The following is a 17,846-nucleotide window of genomic DNA, read 5'->3' on the forward strand; positions in this document are numbered from 1 at the left end:
ATCCGAAAGTAAAGGATATCGGGGCTGCGCTAATTATGGACTTAGTTTAGCAATTACCACCATCACAAAAGTAAGTTATGATTGAAAATTTAGAATTAGAGCAGACCATCAATAAGTTGGGTTTTGCCAAAGAGGATTACCTTTTCCTAACTATTAAAACAGTTTACCTGTACCATATGAAATCGGGAGAAAAGAATGTGGAATACCGCGAGCCAGGTGACTTTATTCTGTCACGCCTTTATAAAGATTTCCGAAAGAATAAATTTTCAGAACCTAAAGAACTCTCCCATGTTTTATTTCAGGCCGGTTATAATCCGGACAGTCCACGCATGCTTATTGAACTGCGCGGTTGGAATCATCAGGGCGAAAATCATCCCAAGAACCTAAATACATCAGGTCACGAAATTGACCGCTATTCTGTAAATCTTTTGCTGGGAAAAATAGAGTACGAAAATCTGGATATGTCCAGAGAGCAGGAATTTTTGAAAAAAAGTGACCGGGAATATGCTTCCGCTCCAAAATCTGCAGTAGCAAAGGCCGCACTGCAACAGAAACTTTCTGCGCGCAGAAGTATAATACACAAGGGAAGTAATAGAAAAAGATAAGGTATTTAAAAATTACTGCAGTCAACCAATAAATGGCACTTACCTCAATCAATATAGATCCTCAAGAGTTTAGCTATCCGCCGATTACAGAGAATGAGGAGTATAAGAACGTGCTTTTTTTATGGCATTGTTTTGTATATCAAATAATTATACATTTGTAATGCGAAATTTGTATTTTTGCAAAACCATTTAACAACCATGTCTGCACATACTGAACATATCAAAATTGCTAACGCGCTCATTTATATTGCTGAAAAGTTAGGCGGTGTCTATTTAACGAAGGCATTGAAACTGCTTTATCTGTTAGATGAAACTTCGGTGAAGGAAACTGGCGTGCCTTTTTCCTGGATGGAATATAAAGCATGGAAAATGGGTCCTGTGCCAAAAGAATTATATACGGATTTACGCGAAGTTCTTCCTCACCAAAAGGAAGAGATTTATCTTTCGGAATTTATTGCCGTAAATAAAGTGCCTAATCCTGTGTCATCGGAAACACGTGATGCGTATGTCATCGTACCGAAAAAGCAATTTTCTGAAGATGAATTCTCAGAATATGATATTGAATTAATGGACAGGGTTTTAAAAGAATATGGACATTTATCTGGTGCCGATATCATTGAAATGCTTCATACTCAGGGTTCACTGTGGGATACCGTAGTTAAAGATAAGGAGTTGCAGCTGCAGTTTGCACTGATGCAGAACAGAAGCGATTTCACAATACCATTCACTGATCTGATTAAAGACGACGTGTATAAACAGATGGCCTATAAATCTGCATTTGAATCTTCGCTTTCGCACAACGAATTTTCTTTGTAAATGTTTACGAAGGGTAGTATTTATTTTATTGCAAACTATCGATATGAAGATGGAGGAACGCCCACGAATAAAATATTGCTCGTAGTCGGAATAGATGATGAAAATTCCTTATTACTTCGTGCATTAACAACATCACAGCAAAAGATACCGGATGATCTGGTAAAACACGGATGCACTAATAATGATTTCTTTTCTTTTTTCAGCTTTCTAAAAGACAGGATTATTGGAACTGATAAGAATGGAGGTGATTTTAGTTTTGATAAAAATACCTTTGTTTTTTTTAGAGACAATATTGAAGTAATTTCCTATAAAACCATTTTAAGTTATTTTCCAGATGACGCAAAATTAATGGGTCAGTTGTCAGAAGTAGAGTATAAAAGATTTCTAAAATGTATTACCGGAAGTAAACTGCTTCGTAAAAAACACCGGGAATTCCTGCTTTTAAATTTATCTGATTAGCGCATTCAAAGATTGCGTATTAAATCAAATAACAAAATATCCCGAGAACATTCTCAGGATATTTGTTTTATAATATTTTATTTCTCTTGAATAAATTTTTCCAACCGCCCCATCATCTTATCCTTCTCTTTCAACATCCTTTCATATAAAGCAATTTTGGGCTCAGGATTTTCAGAATTAAGGTCTTCAGAATCATACTGAAAATGATACCCTTCACTATCTTCCGTAATAATTCCTGCAAAATTGTTGTGCATAAAAACTTTACCGCTCTTCATGATCTGTTATTTTAGTTGGAGATAACTCATGACCGAACAATGATAAAACCTGATTCACTTTATCCATTCTTAGAGTGGGCTTGCCTTGTTCAAGTTCACGAATAAATCGTAAACCAACTCCTGCTTTTACAGACAAATCTTCTTGGGTGAGGCCTGTCGACTTTCTTTTTTGTTTCACAAAATCACTTAAATTACTCATAATATACCTTTTCGGGTATAAAGATAGGGAAATATTTTATATTGTACCCTAAAGGGTATAAATATCAATCTTTAATGTTTTTATACCCGATAGGGGTTTCTAAAAGTGAACGGAGTAAAGATAATAGAGAAAAGATAATAGAAAAAAGATAATAGAGTAAAGATAATAGAGAAAGATATTAAACCATAGATAACAGAGAGAAAAGATCATAGAGGAACGATGATGTAAGAAAGAACCAAATAGAAAATCAGCATTTTTACGAAAAAAACATTTCGCTCTGAAAAACATATCGTAATATTGCAATAGAATAATACAGAAGAATATGGGGCTTACAAAAACAGAACATTTTACCGACGAACAGAATGAAATGGCGGTGCTGCTAAAGGCGATGGCGCACCCCGCCAGAATTGCGATTATCGATTACCTGCTTTCCACCGATACCTGCATCTGCAATGATATTGTGGACGTACTTCCATTGGCGCAGGCTACCGTATCGCAACATTTAAAGGAACTGAAAAATGCCGGAATCATTCAGGGAACCATCGAGGGAGCCTCAATAAAATATTGCATCAACAAAGAAACCATCCATCAATTCCAAACCTTTATCGACCATATTTTTCACAAAATCGAAAAACAGGAAAGCGGCTGCTGTTAAACTTTAACGTCATTAAAATCAACCAAATATGAAACTTTCAGAAATTAAAAACATCCTCAACGATCTTCAGGAACTTCACTTTGTTCTGGAAAACGGTGAGCAGGTTCCCCAACATTTTCACGTCACCGAAGTGGGTCAGATCAACAAAAGATTTATCGATTGTGGAGGGGTGATGCGCGATGAAAAAGCCATCAACTTCCAGCTGTGGTTTTCCACAGACAATGACCACCGGCTGGAAGCGGAAAAACTAAAAAAAATCATCGCTCTTTCCGAAGAAAAACTGGGTCTTGAAGATGCAGAAATTGAAGTGGAATACCAACAGGCTACCATCGGTAAATTTGGGCTGGATTTCAACGGAAGCGCATTTGTGCTTACTGCAAAAACCACCGCGTGCCTTGCAGAGGATGCCTGTGGAATTCCGCAGGGAAAACCGAAACTTAAAATGGCTGATCTTCAGGGCAGCACCTGCGCTCCGGGATCCGGCTGCTGCTAAAAAAGAAAACGGAATCATTCAATTCTTCTTTAATCAAAACACCATAACAGCATGTTCAAAAACGTAATGGAAAGCATTGAGGTCATTGCCATGATGACGATATCAGATAAAAGAATGGAAATCTTGAAGCCGCTGGCGGAATTCATCCAGAAAAAGGCAGACGCCGGTGAAAGAATCAACCTCAACTTTATCTGCACTCATAATTCGCGCAGAAGCCACCTTTCCCAGATTTGGGCGCAGGTGATGGCAGAACATTTCGGTATCAAAAATGTGTACTGTTACTCCGGCGGAACCGAAGCCACGGCAATGTTTCCTAAAGTGGCAGAAACACTGGAATGGCAGGGACTGCAGATTCAGAAACTTTCAGAAACAGAAAATCCGGTGTATGCTGTAAAATATGCGGAAAATGCGCATCCGGTCATCTGTTTTTCCAAGAAATATGATGATGCCTTCAATCCGGTTTCAGGCTTTGCCGCCATCATGACCTGTTCTAATGCTGATGCGGGCTGTCCTTTCATAGCGGGAGCTGAGAAGCGAATTTCCGTACAGTTTGAAGATCCCAAATCCAGCGACGGTACGCATGAAATGGACCGCACCTACTTCAACCGTAGTCTGGAAATCGCAGCGGAAATGCATTATGTAATGAGCCGGATTAAATGATCAGACCAGGTTCGCAGGAAGATTTGAAAACAGCTGGCATCAGTCCCTACGCGTGGATGATCAACCAAAGTTTATCCATGGTTCCGGGAATCACCGATCCATTGCTGAAAAGCCGTGCCCGCGCAGAGGAAGAAATCATCAGTAACATTAAGGAAAATCTGACTGAAAGAATTTTCGGCATTCCATATATGCCTGTCAAAGATTTACTTCCGGAATTATTGGAAAATGTAAAAACAAACTCCTCTCTTAAAAAATAAACAATGTCAGCAAACAACTGTACACCCCACGAAAGAAAAGAGCTTTCCTTCCTGGATAAAAACCTTACGCTCTGGATCTTCCTGGCGATGTTCCTCGGAGTGGGTATCGGATATTACTATCCGGGTTCTTCCGCCGTGATCAATAAATTTTCTTATGGCACCACCAATATTCCGCTGGCCATCGGTTTGATTCTGATGATGTATCCGCCTTTTACAAAAGTACGGTACAAAGAACTGCCGAAGGTTTTCAAAAACACAAAGATCCTCGGAGTCTCCCTTCTTCTGAACTGGGTGATCGGACCCCTTCTGATGTTTCTTCTGGCTGTTATTTTCCTGCATGATAAACCGGAATACATGACCGGACTGATCCTCATCGGTTTGGCAAGATGTATTGCGATGGTCATGGTCTGGAACGAACTCGCCGATGGAAACCGCGAATACGCAGCCGGACTCGTGGCAATCAACAGCATCTTTCAGGTGATTTTCTACAGCATTTACGCTTATCTTTTTATCACCGTTTTGCCACCGCTTTTTGGAATTTCGGGCTCAGAAGTCGATATTACGGTTGCGCAGATCGCTGAAAGTGTGGCCATTTATCTGGGGATCCCTTTTGTTCTTGGTTTTTTGACGCGATATTTCCTGCTGAAGACCAAAGGGGAGGAGTGGTATGCCAGCGTTTTCATTCCGAAGGTTTCACCCATTACCTTAATCGCGCTGTTGTTCACAATCGTGCTCATGTTCAGTCTGAAAGGGGACATGATCGTGCAGATCCCTTTTGATGTGCTGCGCATTGCTGTACCGCTCGTCCTCTATTTCGCGCTGATGTTTCTGGTAAGTTTCTTTCTCGGCAAAAAGCTCGGTGCGGATTATTCGCAAAATGCGGCGGTTTCCTTTACCGCTGCGGGCAATAATTTTGAACTCGCTATTGCCGTGGCGATAGGGGTTTACGGCATCAATTCCGGGCAGGCTTTTGCGGGAGTAATCGGTCCTCTGGTGGAAGTTCCCGCGCTGATCGCCTTGGTAAATGTCGCCTTTTGGCTGAAACGGAAATGGTATCCTTAAGAAAACCGAAAGACTCAGTTATCTTAAAATAGATAAAGTGCAGGCGCGCTGCATTCCGGCAAACATGCAACTTCCTGAACAGACCCATTGAATGTCAGGAATATTAAATAAAAAGAGGGTAGATTATAACAGATTTTTTTATCCGGTAGATAATAACTGCATTAATCTGTGCCGTCGTTTTTCTCTGATGCTGTTAATAAATTATTGCTTTCCCATTATTGCTGTTTGACCAGACCATTATCGGGTTTCCTCCTCTTTAATTCTGCTTTTGATATATTTTCAATCCCTTTAATCAATGAATCGGGTGTAAAAGAAATGGAATCGATACCCTGCTCCACGAGGAACTGGGAAAACTCCGGAAAGTCGCTGGGTGCCTGACCGCATAAACCGATTTTAATGCCTGCTTTTTTTGCTGCAGCAATGGCCTGCGCAATCAGGATGGTGACCGCTTCATTGTTTTCATCAAATAAATGGCTTACGATATCCGAATCCCTGTCAAGACCCAAAGTTAGCTGAGTAAGGTCGTTGGAGCCGATCGAAAAACCATCGAACAGTTGTGCAAACTGATCTGCCAGTATCACATTGCTTGGGATCTCGACCATCACATATACTTCCAACCCATTTTCGCCTCGTTTTAATCCGAATGATTCCATGGTCTGCAATACTTTCTTCGCTTCATCAATTGTTCTGCAGAAAGGGATCATCACTTTTACATTCGTGAGGCCCATTTCATTTCTCACTTTTAGCACTGCCTCACATTCCAGTCCAAAACCGGGTAAATAACGCTGGTCGTAATACCGGGATGCACCACGGAAACCAATCATCGGGTTTTCTTCTTTCGGCTCATAATACTGTCCGCCAACGAGTGAAGCATATTCATTGGTTTTAAAATCACTCATCCGCAAAATCACCTGATTGGGATAAAAGGCTGCTGCCACTTTTGCTATCGATTCCGCCAGCTGCTGTACAAAATATTCGGTTTTACTGTTATAGTCCGTTGTCATCTGAGCAATGGTGTTTTTCACCGGACCTTCCGGCAACTGGTCAAACTGTACCAGTGCCATGGGGTGGATAAGGATACTGTTATTGATGATAAACTCCATCCGAAGCAAACCCACACCCTTGGCTGGATAATGTGAAAGCTCAAATGCCCGGTCCGGATCCGCCAATATAAAGAGTGGGGTGGTTTCCGTTTTCGGCACTTTCGATAAGTCGGTGGTCACCATTTCAAACGGGATATTGCCCTCCAATACATGGCCTTCATCGCCTTCGGTATTGGCGACTGTTATTATTTGCCCATCTTTGATCACCTGTGTGGCGTTGCCTGTTCCTACAATTGCGGCAATACCCAGTTCACGGGCAACAATGGAAGCATGACTGGTACGGCCACCTTTGTTGGTTACAATACTTACGGCTTTGCGTAAAAGGGAATTCCAGTCGGGGTTCGTAATGTCTGCAACCAATATGTCGCCTTGCTGTAATTTGTGTGCTTCGCTTAATGAATGAATGATGCAGGCACGGCCACTGATAATTTTTTTACCTACTGCTTTTCCCCTGCAGATCACCTTGCCTTTTTCTTTTAATTTATAAGTGTAAACTTTCCCATGGGTTTTCTGTGAATGAACCGTTTCGGGCCTTGCCTGTAAGATGTATATTTTATTACTGACGCCATCTTTTCCCCATTCGATATCCATTGGAACCCCATAGTGTTTTTCAATTTCATAGCTCCATTTGGCTAACTGTAAAACTTCGGGATCAGATAAAATCCAGGCGGAACATTTATCCAGAGGAGTCTCAACGGTTTTAATTGGTCTACCCGATTCACCTGTTTCATCATACACCATCATGTGTGTTTTTTCTCCTTTTTTACGGCTGATCAGTCCGTTTTTACCCTGAGAAAGTGTGTGCTTGAATACCCAGAATTCATCAGGGTTGACAGCGCCCTGCACCACATTTTCACCCAGACCCCATGCTCCTGTTATATAAATGGCATTTTCAAATCCGCTTTCGGGGTCAATGGTAAAGATTACACCAGCGCAGCCTTCATCTGACCGCACCATGTATTGCACGCCTACCGATAAACCCACCTGCATGTGATCAAACCCATTATCAATCCGGTATTTTATTGCCCGGTCATTGAACAGAGAGACATAACACTGTTGTACGGCATTCAGCAAATTTTCCTCACCCCGAACATTTAAAAAGGAATCGTGCTGTCCGGCAAAGCTGGCGGTAGGCAGATCTTCAGCGGTAGCACTGCTCCGGACCGCTACCGATAAATTATTTTTATCGGCTGCCAACAGGCGGTACGCGTTGATTATTTCAGTCTTCACCTCTTTCGGCATATGGGCATTTGTTATCAGTGTGCGGCACTGCGAGGCCACTTTTGGAAGATTGGAAAGCGATTCGCAGTCGATGGTATCCAGTAATTCTTTGAGGGTTTCCTGCAGTTGATTCTGCGACAGAAACGACCGGTAGCTTTCAACGGTCACCGCAAAACCATCCGGCACTTCAATACCGAGTGGAGATAGCTTATTGAACATTTCGCCCAGAGATGCATTCTTGCCTCCTACCTGCGGAAGGTCACTAAGATCGATCTTGTTAAAGGGAATGGTATATGCGTTCATTGGTTTGTGTTTTTAAACTTTATCGGCAGGCTTTAAGAGCCTTCGTTTTGTATGGCAAAGAAGCAGAACCGTAATTTTCGAAGTGCTCGAAGATGTTGCTAAAGATGTGCGATAAACAACGGCGTATCCAGCTCTGTCATCAGTATATCTGCCAGGCTGGTCTTCAGCCAGCGGCTAAATTCACTGCGCCGGTAGGCACCGAGCACGACCAGTTCATTTTCCTTATGATGGCGTAAGTGGCCGGTAATCTGCTCTTTAACAGTGCCTTTAATAACAGTAAAACTGGCTTTCGGGAAATGTCTTTTGATAAACTCTCTCATCAGTTTATTATCAGGCAACCTTGATGTAGCCATTGCATCCTCTTTTATAGTCACCACCTCCACCGGTACCTCCGTAAAACTGTCAAAAAGGTAGCTGAACATTTTTACCGCATATAAAGAGGAAGATCCCCCATCATACAGTAGGACTATTTTGTCAACGGGTCTAAAATTATTGGGCACAACCAGTACCGGACACTGCACATCGCGAAGCAGATCTTTGATAAACCCTGTCGGCGATTCCTGTTTGTTTCTGGTGAATGCTTCAAACTCATTGATGACCACCAGATCGGCAAACATGCTTTCCTGTTTCAGGTCGTTAATGGCAAAACCCTTATCTCGGTGGATGGAAAAATGGATACCGGCTTTGTTACATGCTTTCTGAAATTTCTGGGCAGCCCCATCTCTTTTCTTTTGATCTTTTTCGTCCAGTTCTTTCATTTTTTCTTCGTAATTCTCGTACGTCTTTATCACTTTTACCAGATTATAGCTTCGGTAAATAAATTCATCGAGAAATACACCCACCAGATGGGCATCTGCAATTTTTGTAAACTGTATGGCATAATCCAATGTGCTTTTTGACATGTTAAATCCATCAAAAACTGCTAGAAATTTTTTCATATTATATTGTTTTGGATAGGGAATACTACTCGTCTTTGTTGTTCTGATTGATGTAAAAGTAGCAGAGAAATCAGTTTGAGGCAATGATGTTGGTCATGATATAGAATGACAGTTGTCATTACTGTCATCGGTAGTAAAAAAAATAGCTCAATGCAGGCGATCTGTATTATTTACTAAAAAATTTGCGGTTTTTGATATCAACAATAATTCTACGCTTCTGTATTTTTTGAAAGTTTAATGGGTTTATAAAAACTTAACTTTTAACGGCTTTATTTTCCTTTAAAAATTTCCTGCTTCAATCTTTTAAAAATATCTTTGCAGTCTTAATTTGTCTAAACAATGATCACCAAAATAATCATCCATAAAGTCGGGAACAAAATCAATCAGGAATCGCTGGTTCTTTCACAGGAGGAATATCAACCTGAAGAAGGGATGACGGAATTACTCGAAGATTTTTTCCTCAAAGCCTTTAAATCAGAAGAACAGTTTCAGTTTTACAGTGATACCTATTTGGTCAATAATCCTGTGTTCAGTTCGGTTTCAGAAATTTTCGAAGACCTGACCAAGTTCAGGTATGAGTCTGAAAATATAGCCGAACATCTCTATGATATTACCGATAATCCGCGTGTACAGCCAGGTGAGCTTTTTATATGTTATTTCGAAGGTGAAGAAACCGATGGCGTAAAAATAGATTCTATCGGAATTTTTAAAACAGAAAATAAAAACCCTTTCCTGAAAATTTTCCCCCAAGGCGAAACGTTTGAAATCGAAAAAGATTACGGAATCGGACTTACAAAACTGGATAAAGGCTGCATCATTTACAACAATTTCAAAGAATCCGGTTATGCAGTTTCTGTTGTAGACAATAATAAGAACGGCGATATGTATTACTGGTTCGAGGATTTTCTGAAGGTAAAACAACGCGACGACGAATATTTCCATACTCAGGAAACATTGTCCGTATACAAAGAATTCATCACCAAACAATTGCCTCAGGAATTTGAAACTACAAAAGCTGATCAAGCGGAATTCCTTAATAAATCAATTGAGTTCTTCAAAGAGAAAGAACAGTTCGACTACGAGGAATTTACCAAAGAAGTTTTGCGGGATGAGAACGTGATCGAAAGTTTCGGAAACTTTAAATCCGATTACGAACAGGAAATGCAGGTGTCTATTTCAGAAGATTTTGCCATCAACGAATCTGCGGTGAAAAAACAGAGTCGCGGTTTCAAAAGCATTATCAAGCTCGACAAAAACTTCAGTATTTATGTCCACGGTGACCGTAAAATGATTGAACAGGGCCAGGATGAAAACGGAAAATATTACCGACTGTATTTCGAGAAAGAACAATAATCCGTTCGACTGTTTTATTCAAATTTTAAAAATTAAAAAATGCCGGAAGGACCATTCCTACTTTTTCTGAAAAATAAACTCCAGCGCTATAAAGGAAAAACCATTGCTGAAGTTTCGGGTGACGCCGCAATCGATCACTCTTTGTTTGAAAATGTAAATCTGATCGATATTCAAACTTTCGGTAAGAATTTCCTTTTTATTTTTAAAGGTTTCTTCGTGGCGATTGAAGTTAATTCAGTTGGTAACGTTTTGGTGAACAAACGAAAGAAAATCAACGCTGGTTTTTCATTCCATTTTGAGGAAAATGAAATCAATTTTTATAATTCCGAGCCTACAGTTTATCAGGGAAAACCAACCGATTATTTTAATTTTAAAACAGATATATCAAAACCGGAATTTGATGCTGAATTTGTTTTAAATGAATTACAAGCCAACCACACCGAAGAAAGCATTGGCGAGGCTTTATTAAATCAAAATATTCTTGCAGGTGTCGGACCGGTCATCAGAACTGAAACTTTATACCACGCCAAAATTCATCCTGATAGTTTGATCAAAGCTATTCCGGAGAAAAAAATAATATTTCTCCTGAAAATGGTCGTGGATTACGCCGAAGAAATCCTGACCTTATTAAAAACAGACAGCGTAGAAAAAAATGCCTTAATTTTTGAAAAGAAAATCTGCCCGAAAGATAAAACTCCAATTTTAATTGAAGAAGTGGGAAATATGAAAACGTATGTTTGTCCCAAGTGTCAGAAATTATTCAAATAAAAAAATCCTGCGTTGTGCAGGATTTTACGTTAAGTCTTTTTTCTCTTCAAGAGAAATTCTTTAAACTTTATGAGTCAAAACTTTTGTGACTGTTGTGGTTAAAAAACTTCTTGTTAAACTTCCAGTGTCACCACATTACGCCTTGTAAAGGTTCTCCTCAAAAAGACCTTCCACAGACCAATATCTTTCGCCAGTATCGTAATTAAAGGTTAAAATCCTGGAGCCTTCCGGAATTTCTGCCAGTTTTTTATTAATCGCTGCGAGCGAAGCGCCTGTAGAAATTCCACCTAAAATTCCTTCTTCGCCGGCCAGTCTTTTTGTAAAGGCAAAAGCTTCGTCTTTTTCTACCTGAATTGTTCCATCTAATATTGCGGTATTCAAAACTTTTGGAACAAAGCCAGCGCCAATTCCCTGCAAAGGATGCGATCCGGGAGCTCCTCCTGAAATCACGGCTGAGTCTTTCGGTTCAACCGCGAAGCTTTTTAAATTGGGAAAATTCTGTTTCAAAACTTCAGTGACACCGGTAATGTGACCGCCCGTTCCAACTCCGGTGATGAGGTAATCAAAGCCTTCTGGGAAATCATTCAGGATTTCCTGAGCTGTTGTTTTTACATGAATTTCCGGATTGGCGGGGTTCTCAAACTGCTGCGGAATCCAGGAGTTTTCTATTTCATTGGCCATTTCCGTCGCTTTGGCAATGGCGCCTGAAGTTCCTTTTTCTTTCGGCGTGAGAACAAATTGAGCGCCGTATGAACTCATCAGTTTTCTGCGTTCAACGCTCATGCTTTCAGGCATCACCAAAACGAGTTTGTAGCCTTTTACCGCGCAGACCATGGCTAAACCAACACCGGTATTTCCTGAAGTGGGTTCAATAATTAAAGTGTCCTTATTGATTTTTCCTTCTTGCTCCGCTCTTTCAATCATTGCCAAAGCGATCCGGTCTTTTAAACTTCCGCCGGGATTTTGTCTTTCTAATTTCATCCAAACCTCTACGTTGGAGGGGAAAATTTTATTGATTTTCACGATCGGTGTATTTCCGATGGCTTCTAATATGGTATTCAATTTCATAACTGATTTTTTTTGGTTAGTATTTGTGTTCGTAATTGTTATTAATCGTAAAATGATGGTATTCAGATACTGAAAATGATCGGTTCATTCCCCGGGAATTTATTTTTTACCGTGACCTGTCCTTTATGGAAAACCACCGAATTCGGGGCAATGCTTTCTGTAATCCAGACGTTTCCGCCAATCAGCGCATTTTCTCCGATGACCGTATCGCCACCGAGAATGGTGGCGTTGGCATAAATGACCACATGATCTTCAATCGTCGGGTGCCGCTTGGTATTCTGTAAATTTTTAGTCACCGAATGTGCGCCCAAAGTAACGCCCTGATAGATTTTCACATGATTTCCAATAATTGTTGTTTCACCGATGACGATTCCTGTACCGTGATCGATAACGAAATTATTACCAATTTCTGCTCCCGGATTGATGTCGATTCCGGTTTTACTGTGGGCAAATTCGGTCCATATTCTTGGGATTAACGGAACATTGCTTTTGTAGAGTTCGTGGGCGAAGCGATATACTGCGATGGCGAAAAAGCCCGGATAAGAAAACATGACCTCTTCGATGCTTTTTGCGGCAGGGTCGTTATCAAAAATTGCCTGGGCATCTTTTTCGAGAGATTCGTAGATTTTGGGGAAACTTTCAAAGAAAAGTTCTGTTTCGGGACTTTCTTTATCATCCGTAACCGAATAGAGGATTTCTTTAAACTCATTTTTAAAATGATTCAAACGCATTTGGATGTCACTAAGTTCCGAACACCGCTGATATTCCAGAAAAAATATAAAGCGGAAAAAGCTGTCGATGAAATGTTCGATCTTCTTTTTATCAAGGTCATATTTTCGGTGGGCATAACCCTCATGTAAGCGTTTAGAAAAATCCATTCGGTATTTATATTTGAACAAACTTACAGCATAAGCTTTGCCAAACAGGTTGATCTACGGTAATAAATAAAATAAAGATCATCATCGGGCTCAAAAAGGAACTTTAATAACTTCAAAAATTGGTCAAAACTTTAACATTTCGTAAATTTGAATTCTCAAGGAAATGTTTAGAATAGGAAAATAATAGCCACAAAAATTACAAAAGTTTTATTTCTTTTAAGATTTTCAAAAGTATCTCAAGCAGTATGAAAAGAGCTTTCTCATTTTGCAGACTTTTGAATTGCTTATTTTCAGTATTTTCTTTTGGTACTTATGCGGTAGAAACAGAAATTGACCGATGAAAACGCAAGTTTTCTTATCATAAATAATAAATTAATAAATATGAAAACGCAAGTTTCCATACCATCATTAAAAATCAATAAATAAATAGATATGAAAGTTACCGTAGTTGGAGCAGGAGCAGTTGGCGCAAGTTGCGCAGAATACATTGCGATGAAAAATTTCGCGGCAGAAGTTGTTTTAGTAGATATTAAAGAAGGTTTCGCAGAAGGAAAAGCCATGGATTTAATGCAAACCGCTTCTCTGAATGGATTCGATACCAAAATTACAGGAACAACCGGAGATTACAGCAAAACCGCTGGGTCAAAAGTGGCCGTAATTACTTCAGGAATCCCAAGAAAACCAGGAATGACCCGTGAGGAACTGATCGGGATCAACGCAGGAATCGTGAAAGAAGTGACTGCAAACTTGGTAAAGCATTCACCAAACGTAATCATCATCGTGGTTTCTAATCCAATGGATACGATGGCCTATTTGGTTCACAAAACTTCTGGTTTACCAAAAAATCAAATCATCGGAATGGGTGGAGCACTCGATTCTGCACGTTTCAAATACAGATTGGCAGAAGCTTTGGAATGCCCAATTTCTGATGTGGATGGAATGGTAATCGCTGCTCACAGTGATACGGGAATGCTTCCTTTGATGAGCAAAGCAACCAGAAACGGCGTTCCGGTTACTGAATTCTTAAGTGCAGAACAACAAAATTATGTTGAAGAAGAAACCAAAGTTGGTGGAGCAACATTAACGAAATTATTAGGAACTTCCGCTTGGTACGCACCAGGGGCAGCGGTTTCTGTAATGGTACAGGCAATTCTTTGCGACCACAAAAAAATGATTCCGTGTTCATTAATGTTAGATGGTGAATATGGTGAAAGCGATATCTGTTTAGGTGTTCCTGCAATTATCGGTGCCAACGGTGTTGAAAAAATCGTGGAAATCAGTTTAACTGATGCTGAAAAAGAAAAATTCGCTACGGCAGCAAAAGCAGTAAGAGAAGTGAATGGAGATTTAAAATTCTAAGAAATTTCTGAAAATATATTGAAAGCGCATCTTGAAAAAGGTGCGTTTTTTTATTGGTTTAAAACAGCAATGATTCTTCATTATTAAATTGAAAATACGACTTCTGAAAAAGCTCAAAAAAGATAAACACCGAGAACATGCCGCCCGCAGTTTTTGTAAATATTCCAGATCTGCTTGTAAACCTAAACCCCAAAACCTTTCAGATGATGAAACGTTTTTAAAATCTGATAAGAAACATTACCTTTACCAAAGCTAAAAATTTATTAAATGTTCAGAAAAATTCAGATTATTGGGATTCTTGCGCTTTCCACTTTTTCGTTGAATGCACAGAAAAATAGATCAACACAACTCGAAAGACCCAAACTTGTGGTTGGATTAGTCGTCGATCAGATGCGTTGGGATTTTCTCTACCGCTATTATGAAAAATATGGGAATGACGGTTTCAAAAGATTGTTGAGTCAGGGTTATTCCCTCAATAATGTCCACATTAATTATATTCCGACCTATACGGCAATTGGTCACACTACGATTTATACCGGTTCTGTTCCTGCAATTCACGGGATTTCAGGCAATGACTGGTTTGATAAAACGACCGGCAAGAATGTTTACTGTACCGGAGATGACTCGGTAAAGCCGGTTGGTACCACCGATGCTAAAGTCGGCAGTCATTCACCAAAAAATTTGTGGTCAACGACTATTACAGACGAACTTCTGTTGGCTACCAATTTTAAAGCGAAAGTGGTAGGCGTTTCTTTAAAGGATCGCGCGTCGATTCTTCCTGCCGGCCATAATCCTACGGGAGCTTATTGGTTCGATGATACCACCGGAAATTTTGTAACAAGTTCTTATTACAGGAACGAATTACCAAAATGGGTCAATGATTTTAACAGTCAGAAAATGGGAGATCAACTGGTAAAAAACGGCTGGAACACTTTGCTTCCTATTGCCGAATATACTGAGAGCTCACCGGATAATTCTCCCTGGGAAGGGCTTTTGGGAAGTGCCAAAACATCGACTTTTCCTTACAGTAATTTAGCGGCAGATTATCAAAATAAAAAAGACAACATCCGTTCTACGCCTTTCGGAAATACTTTAACATTTAAATTAGCAGAAGCTGCCATCAAAGGAGAGCAACTGGGCGCTGATGCCATTACCGATTTCCTCGCCGTCAACCTGGCTTCTACCGATTATGCGGGACACAAATTCGGCCCGAATTCTATTGAAGTTGAAGATGTTTATCTGAGATTAGACCGGGATTTGGCAGATTTCCTTAAATATTTGGATCAAACAGTTGGCAAGGATCAATATACCGTTTTCCTTTCTGCAGATCATGGCGGCGCGCATTCCGAAGGTTTTATGGAAGAACATAAAATGCCGACCGGTTTTTATGGAGAGGACAATAAGGAATTTAATAAACAGTTAAAAGATAAATTTAACGTCGATAAATTAATTACTAAAATAACCAACAATCAGGTGTATCTGGATGACCAATTAATGGCGGATCATAAACTGGATGCAGAACAGGTGAAGCAATATCTAATCGATATTCTGAATAGAGACAAATCGGTCTTATTCGCAGTTGATATGAAAAAAGCAGGTTCGTCCTCTGTTCCGGAACCGATTAGAACGCGGATTGTGAATGGCTACAACTGGCAGAGAAGTGGCGATATTCAGGTGATTTACCACGATTCCTGGTTGCCAAGTTATTCGAAACTGGGCACTACGCACGGCTCGTGGAATTCTTATGATTCCCATATTCCTTTAATTTTTATGGGTTGGGGAATTAAAAGCGGCGAGAGCAATAAAGATTACAATATGACCGATATCGCACCCACTTTGTCTGCATTATTAAGAATCCAGTTCCCAAGTGGAAATATCGGAAACCCGATTGTAGAAGCGATTGGGAAATAAGTTTTAAATTCTTAAATTCAGTATCAATATAAAACCGCTTTTGGGCGGTTTTTTTTGGTCTGAAAAAATACTTTTGAACTGAAAATGTCCTCTTTTCTTTTGTCTCTTTTGCGGTAGAAATTTTTTGTCATGTATTAAAAAAAACACACTACAAAAACATGGCTCTTTGTGGTTTAAAAAAAAGACTGATTTTGTAACCAGTCTTCTCTATGTTTAAATAAAATTATTTATTTCTGTTCGGCGGATAATTTGCCATGATCTCAGCAACAATTTCCGGAATCTGTTTTTGTTTCGCTTTTGGTGAATCTACCGAAATCCCACTTCCTATTCCCTGCCAAACCAGTTTTTGGGTTCTTGCATCAATTAAATCCACAATCAAAGCACCTTGCGTGTAATTCTGTGTCCAGGTTCTGTTCATTCCCATTCCCCAACCGAAAGGTCCGCCCCAGCCATAGATTCCGTAAGGGCTTGAAGACTGAATGTCCTGAATTTTTTTATGGTTGGCTTTTACATTCACAATCAAGTCCGGAGTTTCTGAAACACTCAACCCTTTGGTTTGCAATTGTTTCGAAACTTCATTCAGTACCCGGTCTTTATCAATATCGTTTAGTTTCAAATCGTCGATTCTTAATTTATACGTTTTGTAAAGATTGAAATTGGCAGTTGCAGCATAATCAGATTTTACCTGAAAAGGACTGCAAGAAGCAAGTCCCAGTGTGGCAGAAGCCAGCAGCAGTAAGATAAGTTTTTTGCTCATGACGTTATGTTTTTGTTTTATTTTAATTTAAAAAAAAGTTTAGTTTTATATCTCAGTCGCCCAAATATCATTAGTCACGTCCCAAATCTCTTTGTCTCAGGTTTAACAATCTTTTTAAACGTATCCGTTTTCTTATCATAACCATAGGGACAATGTTTACAACCGCTTTTGCAGCAATAACCTCGTTTTAAGTGGAATGTTTCCGTGAAAACCTTATAACCCTGTTCGTTATAATAAAAGTCCTCATGTTCTTTGATGATTTTCTGGTGCATAAGTTAAATCAGATTTCCCGAAATGAATATCTTTGTTTCATGATTGTGATTTGCCAAAGACTTCTCAAAAATACGAAAATTTCAGGGATTACTCTTTTCCCGTTCATCATTCTGAGAAAGCCGGAATATAAGCACGATCCCATTCTCATCAATCACGAAAAAATCCATCTGAGACAGCAATTGGAACTTTTAATTATTTTTTTTTATTTCTGGTACGTGATCGAGTATTATTATTGGTTTTTCAAACTGAAAAATCACGATCTCGCCTACCGATCCATTTCCTTCGAACGCGAAGCCTACGCTATGGAAAACAATTTGAATTATTTGGAAAACAGGAAACGCTGGAGTTTCTGGAAATATATTTTGGAGTAATTATTTACTTAGGCGCACATTTGACTTCATCAAATAGGTAAATGATATTTTTTTGGGCGCCT

The 17,846-nt window shown here is 39.6% G+C and carries 20 protein-coding genes and 1 pseudogene; 13 read left to right on the top strand and 8 right to left on the bottom strand.

The annotated features are described in order from the left end of the window. Window positions 1-77 precede the first annotated feature (77 nt). The 3 genes from QGN23_RS12835 to QGN23_RS12845 all read left to right on the top strand — a co-directional run bounded on the left by QGN23_RS12835 (window position 78) and on the right by QGN23_RS12845 (window position 1,880). Window positions 78-605 carry an MCP four helix bundle domain-containing protein gene (locus tag QGN23_RS12835; RefSeq protein WP_282904657.1) on the top strand — a complete coding sequence of 176 codons (528 nt, stop codon included), beginning with the start codon at window positions 78-80 and terminating at the stop codon, window positions 603-605. A 198-nt stretch (window positions 606-803) separates the two neighbouring features. Beyond that, the gene (locus QGN23_RS12840) at window positions 804-1,421 is read left to right on the top strand and encodes a Panacea domain-containing protein (protein WP_282904658.1); all 618 of its coding nucleotides are present in this window, start codon (window positions 804-806) and stop codon (window positions 1,419-1,421) included. Next, window positions 1,422-1,880: a hypothetical protein gene (locus QGN23_RS12845; RefSeq protein WP_282904659.1), complete on the top strand. Its 459-nt coding sequence runs from the start codon at window positions 1,422-1,424 to the stop codon at window positions 1,878-1,880. It abuts the gene before it with no gap. Window positions 1,881-1,957: 77 nt separating this feature from the next. On the opposite strand, the pseudogene QGN23_RS12850 reads toward QGN23_RS12845, so the two are convergent. Then, window positions 1,958-2,044, bottom strand: a pseudogene (locus QGN23_RS12850) (XRE family transcriptional regulator); the annotation flags it as partial. A 97-nt stretch (window positions 2,045-2,141) separates the two neighbouring features. Further along, on the bottom strand, window positions 2,142-2,354 hold the full coding sequence (locus QGN23_RS12855; protein ID WP_282904660.1) for a helix-turn-helix transcriptional regulator: 213 nt from the start codon (window positions 2,352-2,354) through the stop codon (window positions 2,142-2,144). Window positions 2,355-2,676: 322 nt separating this feature from the next. Here QGN23_RS12855 and QGN23_RS12860 point away from each other — a divergent pair, with 322 nt between their 5' ends. Genes QGN23_RS12860 through arsB form a run of 5 tightly spaced genes read left to right on the top strand, consistent with a single transcriptional unit; the run spans window position 2,677 to window position 5,481 of the window. Continuing rightward, the gene (locus QGN23_RS12860; protein ID WP_133439683.1) at window positions 2,677-3,009 is read left to right on the top strand and encodes an ArsR/SmtB family transcription factor; all 333 of its coding nucleotides are present in this window, start codon (window positions 2,677-2,679) and stop codon (window positions 3,007-3,009) included. Between the two features lie 28 nt (window positions 3,010-3,037). Beyond that, window positions 3,038-3,502 carry a DUF6428 family protein gene (locus tag QGN23_RS12865; protein WP_282904661.1) on the top strand — a complete coding sequence of 155 codons (465 nt, stop codon included), beginning with the start codon at window positions 3,038-3,040 and terminating at the stop codon, window positions 3,500-3,502. Between the two features lie 51 nt (window positions 3,503-3,553). Next, the gene (locus tag QGN23_RS12870; protein ID WP_282904662.1) at window positions 3,554-4,162 is read left to right on the top strand and encodes an arsenate-mycothiol transferase ArsC; all 609 of its coding nucleotides are present in this window, start codon (window positions 3,554-3,556) and stop codon (window positions 4,160-4,162) included. Next, entirely contained in the window at window positions 4,159-4,419 is a 261-nt protein-coding gene (locus QGN23_RS12875) for a hypothetical protein (protein ID WP_282904663.1), read from the top strand. The genes QGN23_RS12870 and QGN23_RS12875 overlap by 4 nt, the downstream gene beginning before the upstream one ends. A gap of 3 nt (window positions 4,420-4,422) precedes the next feature. Further along, window positions 4,423-5,481, top strand: coding sequence for an ACR3 family arsenite efflux transporter (gene arsB / locus QGN23_RS12880; protein ID WP_282904664.1), 1,059 nt, complete (start codon window positions 4,423-4,425; stop codon window positions 5,479-5,481). Window positions 5,482-5,696: 215 nt separating this feature from the next. Here the strand turns inward: arsB and ppsA are convergent, their stop codons facing one another. Both ppsA and QGN23_RS12890 read right to left on the bottom strand, forming a co-directional pair. After that, window positions 5,697-8,108 (bottom strand): phosphoenolpyruvate synthase, encoded by a 2,412-nt coding sequence (gene ppsA, locus QGN23_RS12885; protein ID WP_282904665.1) that lies wholly within the window; start codon window positions 8,106-8,108, stop codon window positions 5,697-5,699. A gap of 98 nt (window positions 8,109-8,206) precedes the next feature. Then, window positions 8,207-9,010, bottom strand: a complete 804-nt coding sequence (locus tag QGN23_RS12890; RefSeq protein WP_282904666.1) for a universal stress protein — start codon at window positions 9,008-9,010, stop codon at window positions 8,207-8,209. A 375-nt stretch (window positions 9,011-9,385) separates the two neighbouring features. On the opposite strand from QGN23_RS12890, the gene QGN23_RS12895 reads away from it, so the two are divergent. Together QGN23_RS12895 and QGN23_RS12900 are read left to right on the top strand one after the other, a co-directional pair. After that, window positions 9,386-10,399 carry a nucleoid-associated protein gene (locus tag QGN23_RS12895; protein ID WP_282904667.1) on the top strand — a complete coding sequence of 338 codons (1,014 nt, stop codon included), beginning with the start codon at window positions 9,386-9,388 and terminating at the stop codon, window positions 10,397-10,399. 39 nt (window positions 10,400-10,438) lie between these two features. Next, window positions 10,439-11,167: a hypothetical protein gene (locus QGN23_RS12900; RefSeq protein WP_282904668.1), complete on the top strand. Its 729-nt coding sequence runs from the start codon at window positions 10,439-10,441 to the stop codon at window positions 11,165-11,167. A gap of 135 nt (window positions 11,168-11,302) precedes the next feature. On the opposite strand, the gene cysK is transcribed toward QGN23_RS12900, so the two are convergent. After that, window positions 11,303-12,235, bottom strand: coding sequence for a cysteine synthase A (cysK, locus tag QGN23_RS12905; protein ID WP_282904669.1), 933 nt, complete (start codon window positions 12,233-12,235; stop codon window positions 11,303-11,305). 62 nt (window positions 12,236-12,297) lie between these two features. Further along, entirely contained in the window at window positions 12,298-13,113 is an 816-nt protein-coding gene (epsC, locus tag QGN23_RS12910) for a serine O-acetyltransferase EpsC (protein WP_282904670.1), read from the bottom strand. A 432-nt stretch (window positions 13,114-13,545) separates the two neighbouring features. On the opposite strand from epsC, the gene QGN23_RS12915 reads away from it, so the two are divergent. Continuing rightward, window positions 13,546-14,472: a malate dehydrogenase gene (locus tag QGN23_RS12915; protein ID WP_282904671.1), complete on the top strand. Its 927-nt coding sequence runs from the start codon at window positions 13,546-13,548 to the stop codon at window positions 14,470-14,472. A 267-nt stretch (window positions 14,473-14,739) separates the two neighbouring features. Continuing rightward, complete coding sequence (gene pafA / locus QGN23_RS12920) at window positions 14,740-16,383, top strand: alkaline phosphatase PafA (protein WP_282904672.1); 1,644 nt, start codon at window positions 14,740-14,742, stop codon at window positions 16,381-16,383. 223 nt (window positions 16,384-16,606) lie between these two features. On the opposite strand, the gene QGN23_RS12925 is transcribed toward pafA, so the two are convergent. Then, window positions 16,607-17,140, bottom strand: coding sequence for a DUF4136 domain-containing protein (locus QGN23_RS12925; RefSeq protein ID WP_282904673.1), 534 nt, complete (start codon window positions 17,138-17,140; stop codon window positions 16,607-16,609). Window positions 17,141-17,214: 74 nt separating this feature from the next. Continuing rightward, window positions 17,215-17,412: a DUF5522 domain-containing protein gene (locus tag QGN23_RS12930; protein WP_282904674.1), complete on the bottom strand. Its 198-nt coding sequence runs from the start codon at window positions 17,410-17,412 to the stop codon at window positions 17,215-17,217. A 39-nt stretch (window positions 17,413-17,451) separates the two neighbouring features. Between QGN23_RS12930 and QGN23_RS12935 the strand changes: the two genes are divergently transcribed. Beyond that, window positions 17,452-17,784 carry a hypothetical protein gene (locus tag QGN23_RS12935; RefSeq protein ID WP_282904675.1) on the top strand — a complete coding sequence of 111 codons (333 nt, stop codon included), beginning with the start codon at window positions 17,452-17,454 and terminating at the stop codon, window positions 17,782-17,784. Window positions 17,785-17,846 lie beyond the last annotated feature (62 nt).

Source organism: Chryseobacterium gotjawalense, from assembly GCF_030012525.1.
In the GTDB taxonomy this organism is placed as follows: domain Bacteria; phylum Bacteroidota; class Bacteroidia; order Flavobacteriales; family Weeksellaceae; genus Kaistella; species Kaistella gotjawalense.

Coding starts and splice junctions, on each gene's coding strand:
- QGN23_RS12855 (WP_282904660.1), bottom strand. CDS start 2,354: ATGAGTAATTTAAGTGATTTTGTGAAACAAAAAAGAAAGTCGACAGGC.
- epsC (WP_282904670.1), bottom strand. CDS start 13,113: ATGGATTTTTCTAAACGCTTACATGAGGGTTATGCCCACCGAAAATAT.
- pafA (WP_282904672.1), top strand. CDS start 14,740: ATGTTCAGAAAAATTCAGATTATTGGGATTCTTGCGCTTTCCACTTTT.
- QGN23_RS12930 (WP_282904674.1), bottom strand. CDS start 17,412: ATGCACCAGAAAATCATCAAAGAACATGAGGACTTTTATTATAACGAA.
- ppsA (WP_282904665.1), bottom strand. CDS start 8,108: ATGAACGCATATACCATTCCCTTTAACAAGATCGATCTTAGTGACCTT.
- QGN23_RS12870 (WP_282904662.1), top strand. CDS start 3,554: ATGTTCAAAAACGTAATGGAAAGCATTGAGGTCATTGCCATGATGACG.
- QGN23_RS12890 (WP_282904666.1), bottom strand. CDS start 9,010: ATGTCAAAAAGCACATTGGATTATGCCATACAGTTTACAAAAATTGCA.
- QGN23_RS12840 (WP_282904658.1), top strand. CDS start 804: ATGTCTGCACATACTGAACATATCAAAATTGCTAACGCGCTCATTTAT.
- QGN23_RS12895 (WP_282904667.1), top strand. CDS start 9,386: ATGATCACCAAAATAATCATCCATAAAGTCGGGAACAAAATCAATCAG.
- cysK (WP_282904669.1), bottom strand. CDS start 12,235: ATGAAATTGAATACCATATTAGAAGCCATCGGAAATACACCGATCGTG.
- QGN23_RS12900 (WP_282904668.1), top strand. CDS start 10,439: ATGCCGGAAGGACCATTCCTACTTTTTCTGAAAAATAAACTCCAGCGC.
- arsB (WP_282904664.1), top strand. CDS start 4,423: ATGTCAGCAAACAACTGTACACCCCACGAAAGAAAAGAGCTTTCCTTC.
- QGN23_RS12860 (WP_133439683.1), top strand. CDS start 2,677: ATGGGGCTTACAAAAACAGAACATTTTACCGACGAACAGAATGAAATG.
- QGN23_RS12915 (WP_282904671.1), top strand. CDS start 13,546: ATGAAAGTTACCGTAGTTGGAGCAGGAGCAGTTGGCGCAAGTTGCGCA.
- QGN23_RS12875 (WP_282904663.1), top strand. CDS start 4,159: ATGATCAGACCAGGTTCGCAGGAAGATTTGAAAACAGCTGGCATCAGT.
- QGN23_RS12835 (WP_282904657.1), top strand. CDS start 78: ATGATTGAAAATTTAGAATTAGAGCAGACCATCAATAAGTTGGGTTTT.
- QGN23_RS12865 (WP_282904661.1), top strand. CDS start 3,038: ATGAAACTTTCAGAAATTAAAAACATCCTCAACGATCTTCAGGAACTT.
- QGN23_RS12925 (WP_282904673.1), bottom strand. CDS start 17,140: ATGAGCAAAAAACTTATCTTACTGCTGCTGGCTTCTGCCACACTGGGA.
- QGN23_RS12935 (WP_282904675.1), top strand. CDS start 17,452: ATGATTGTGATTTGCCAAAGACTTCTCAAAAATACGAAAATTTCAGGG.
- QGN23_RS12845 (WP_282904659.1), top strand. CDS start 1,422: ATGTTTACGAAGGGTAGTATTTATTTTATTGCAAACTATCGATATGAA.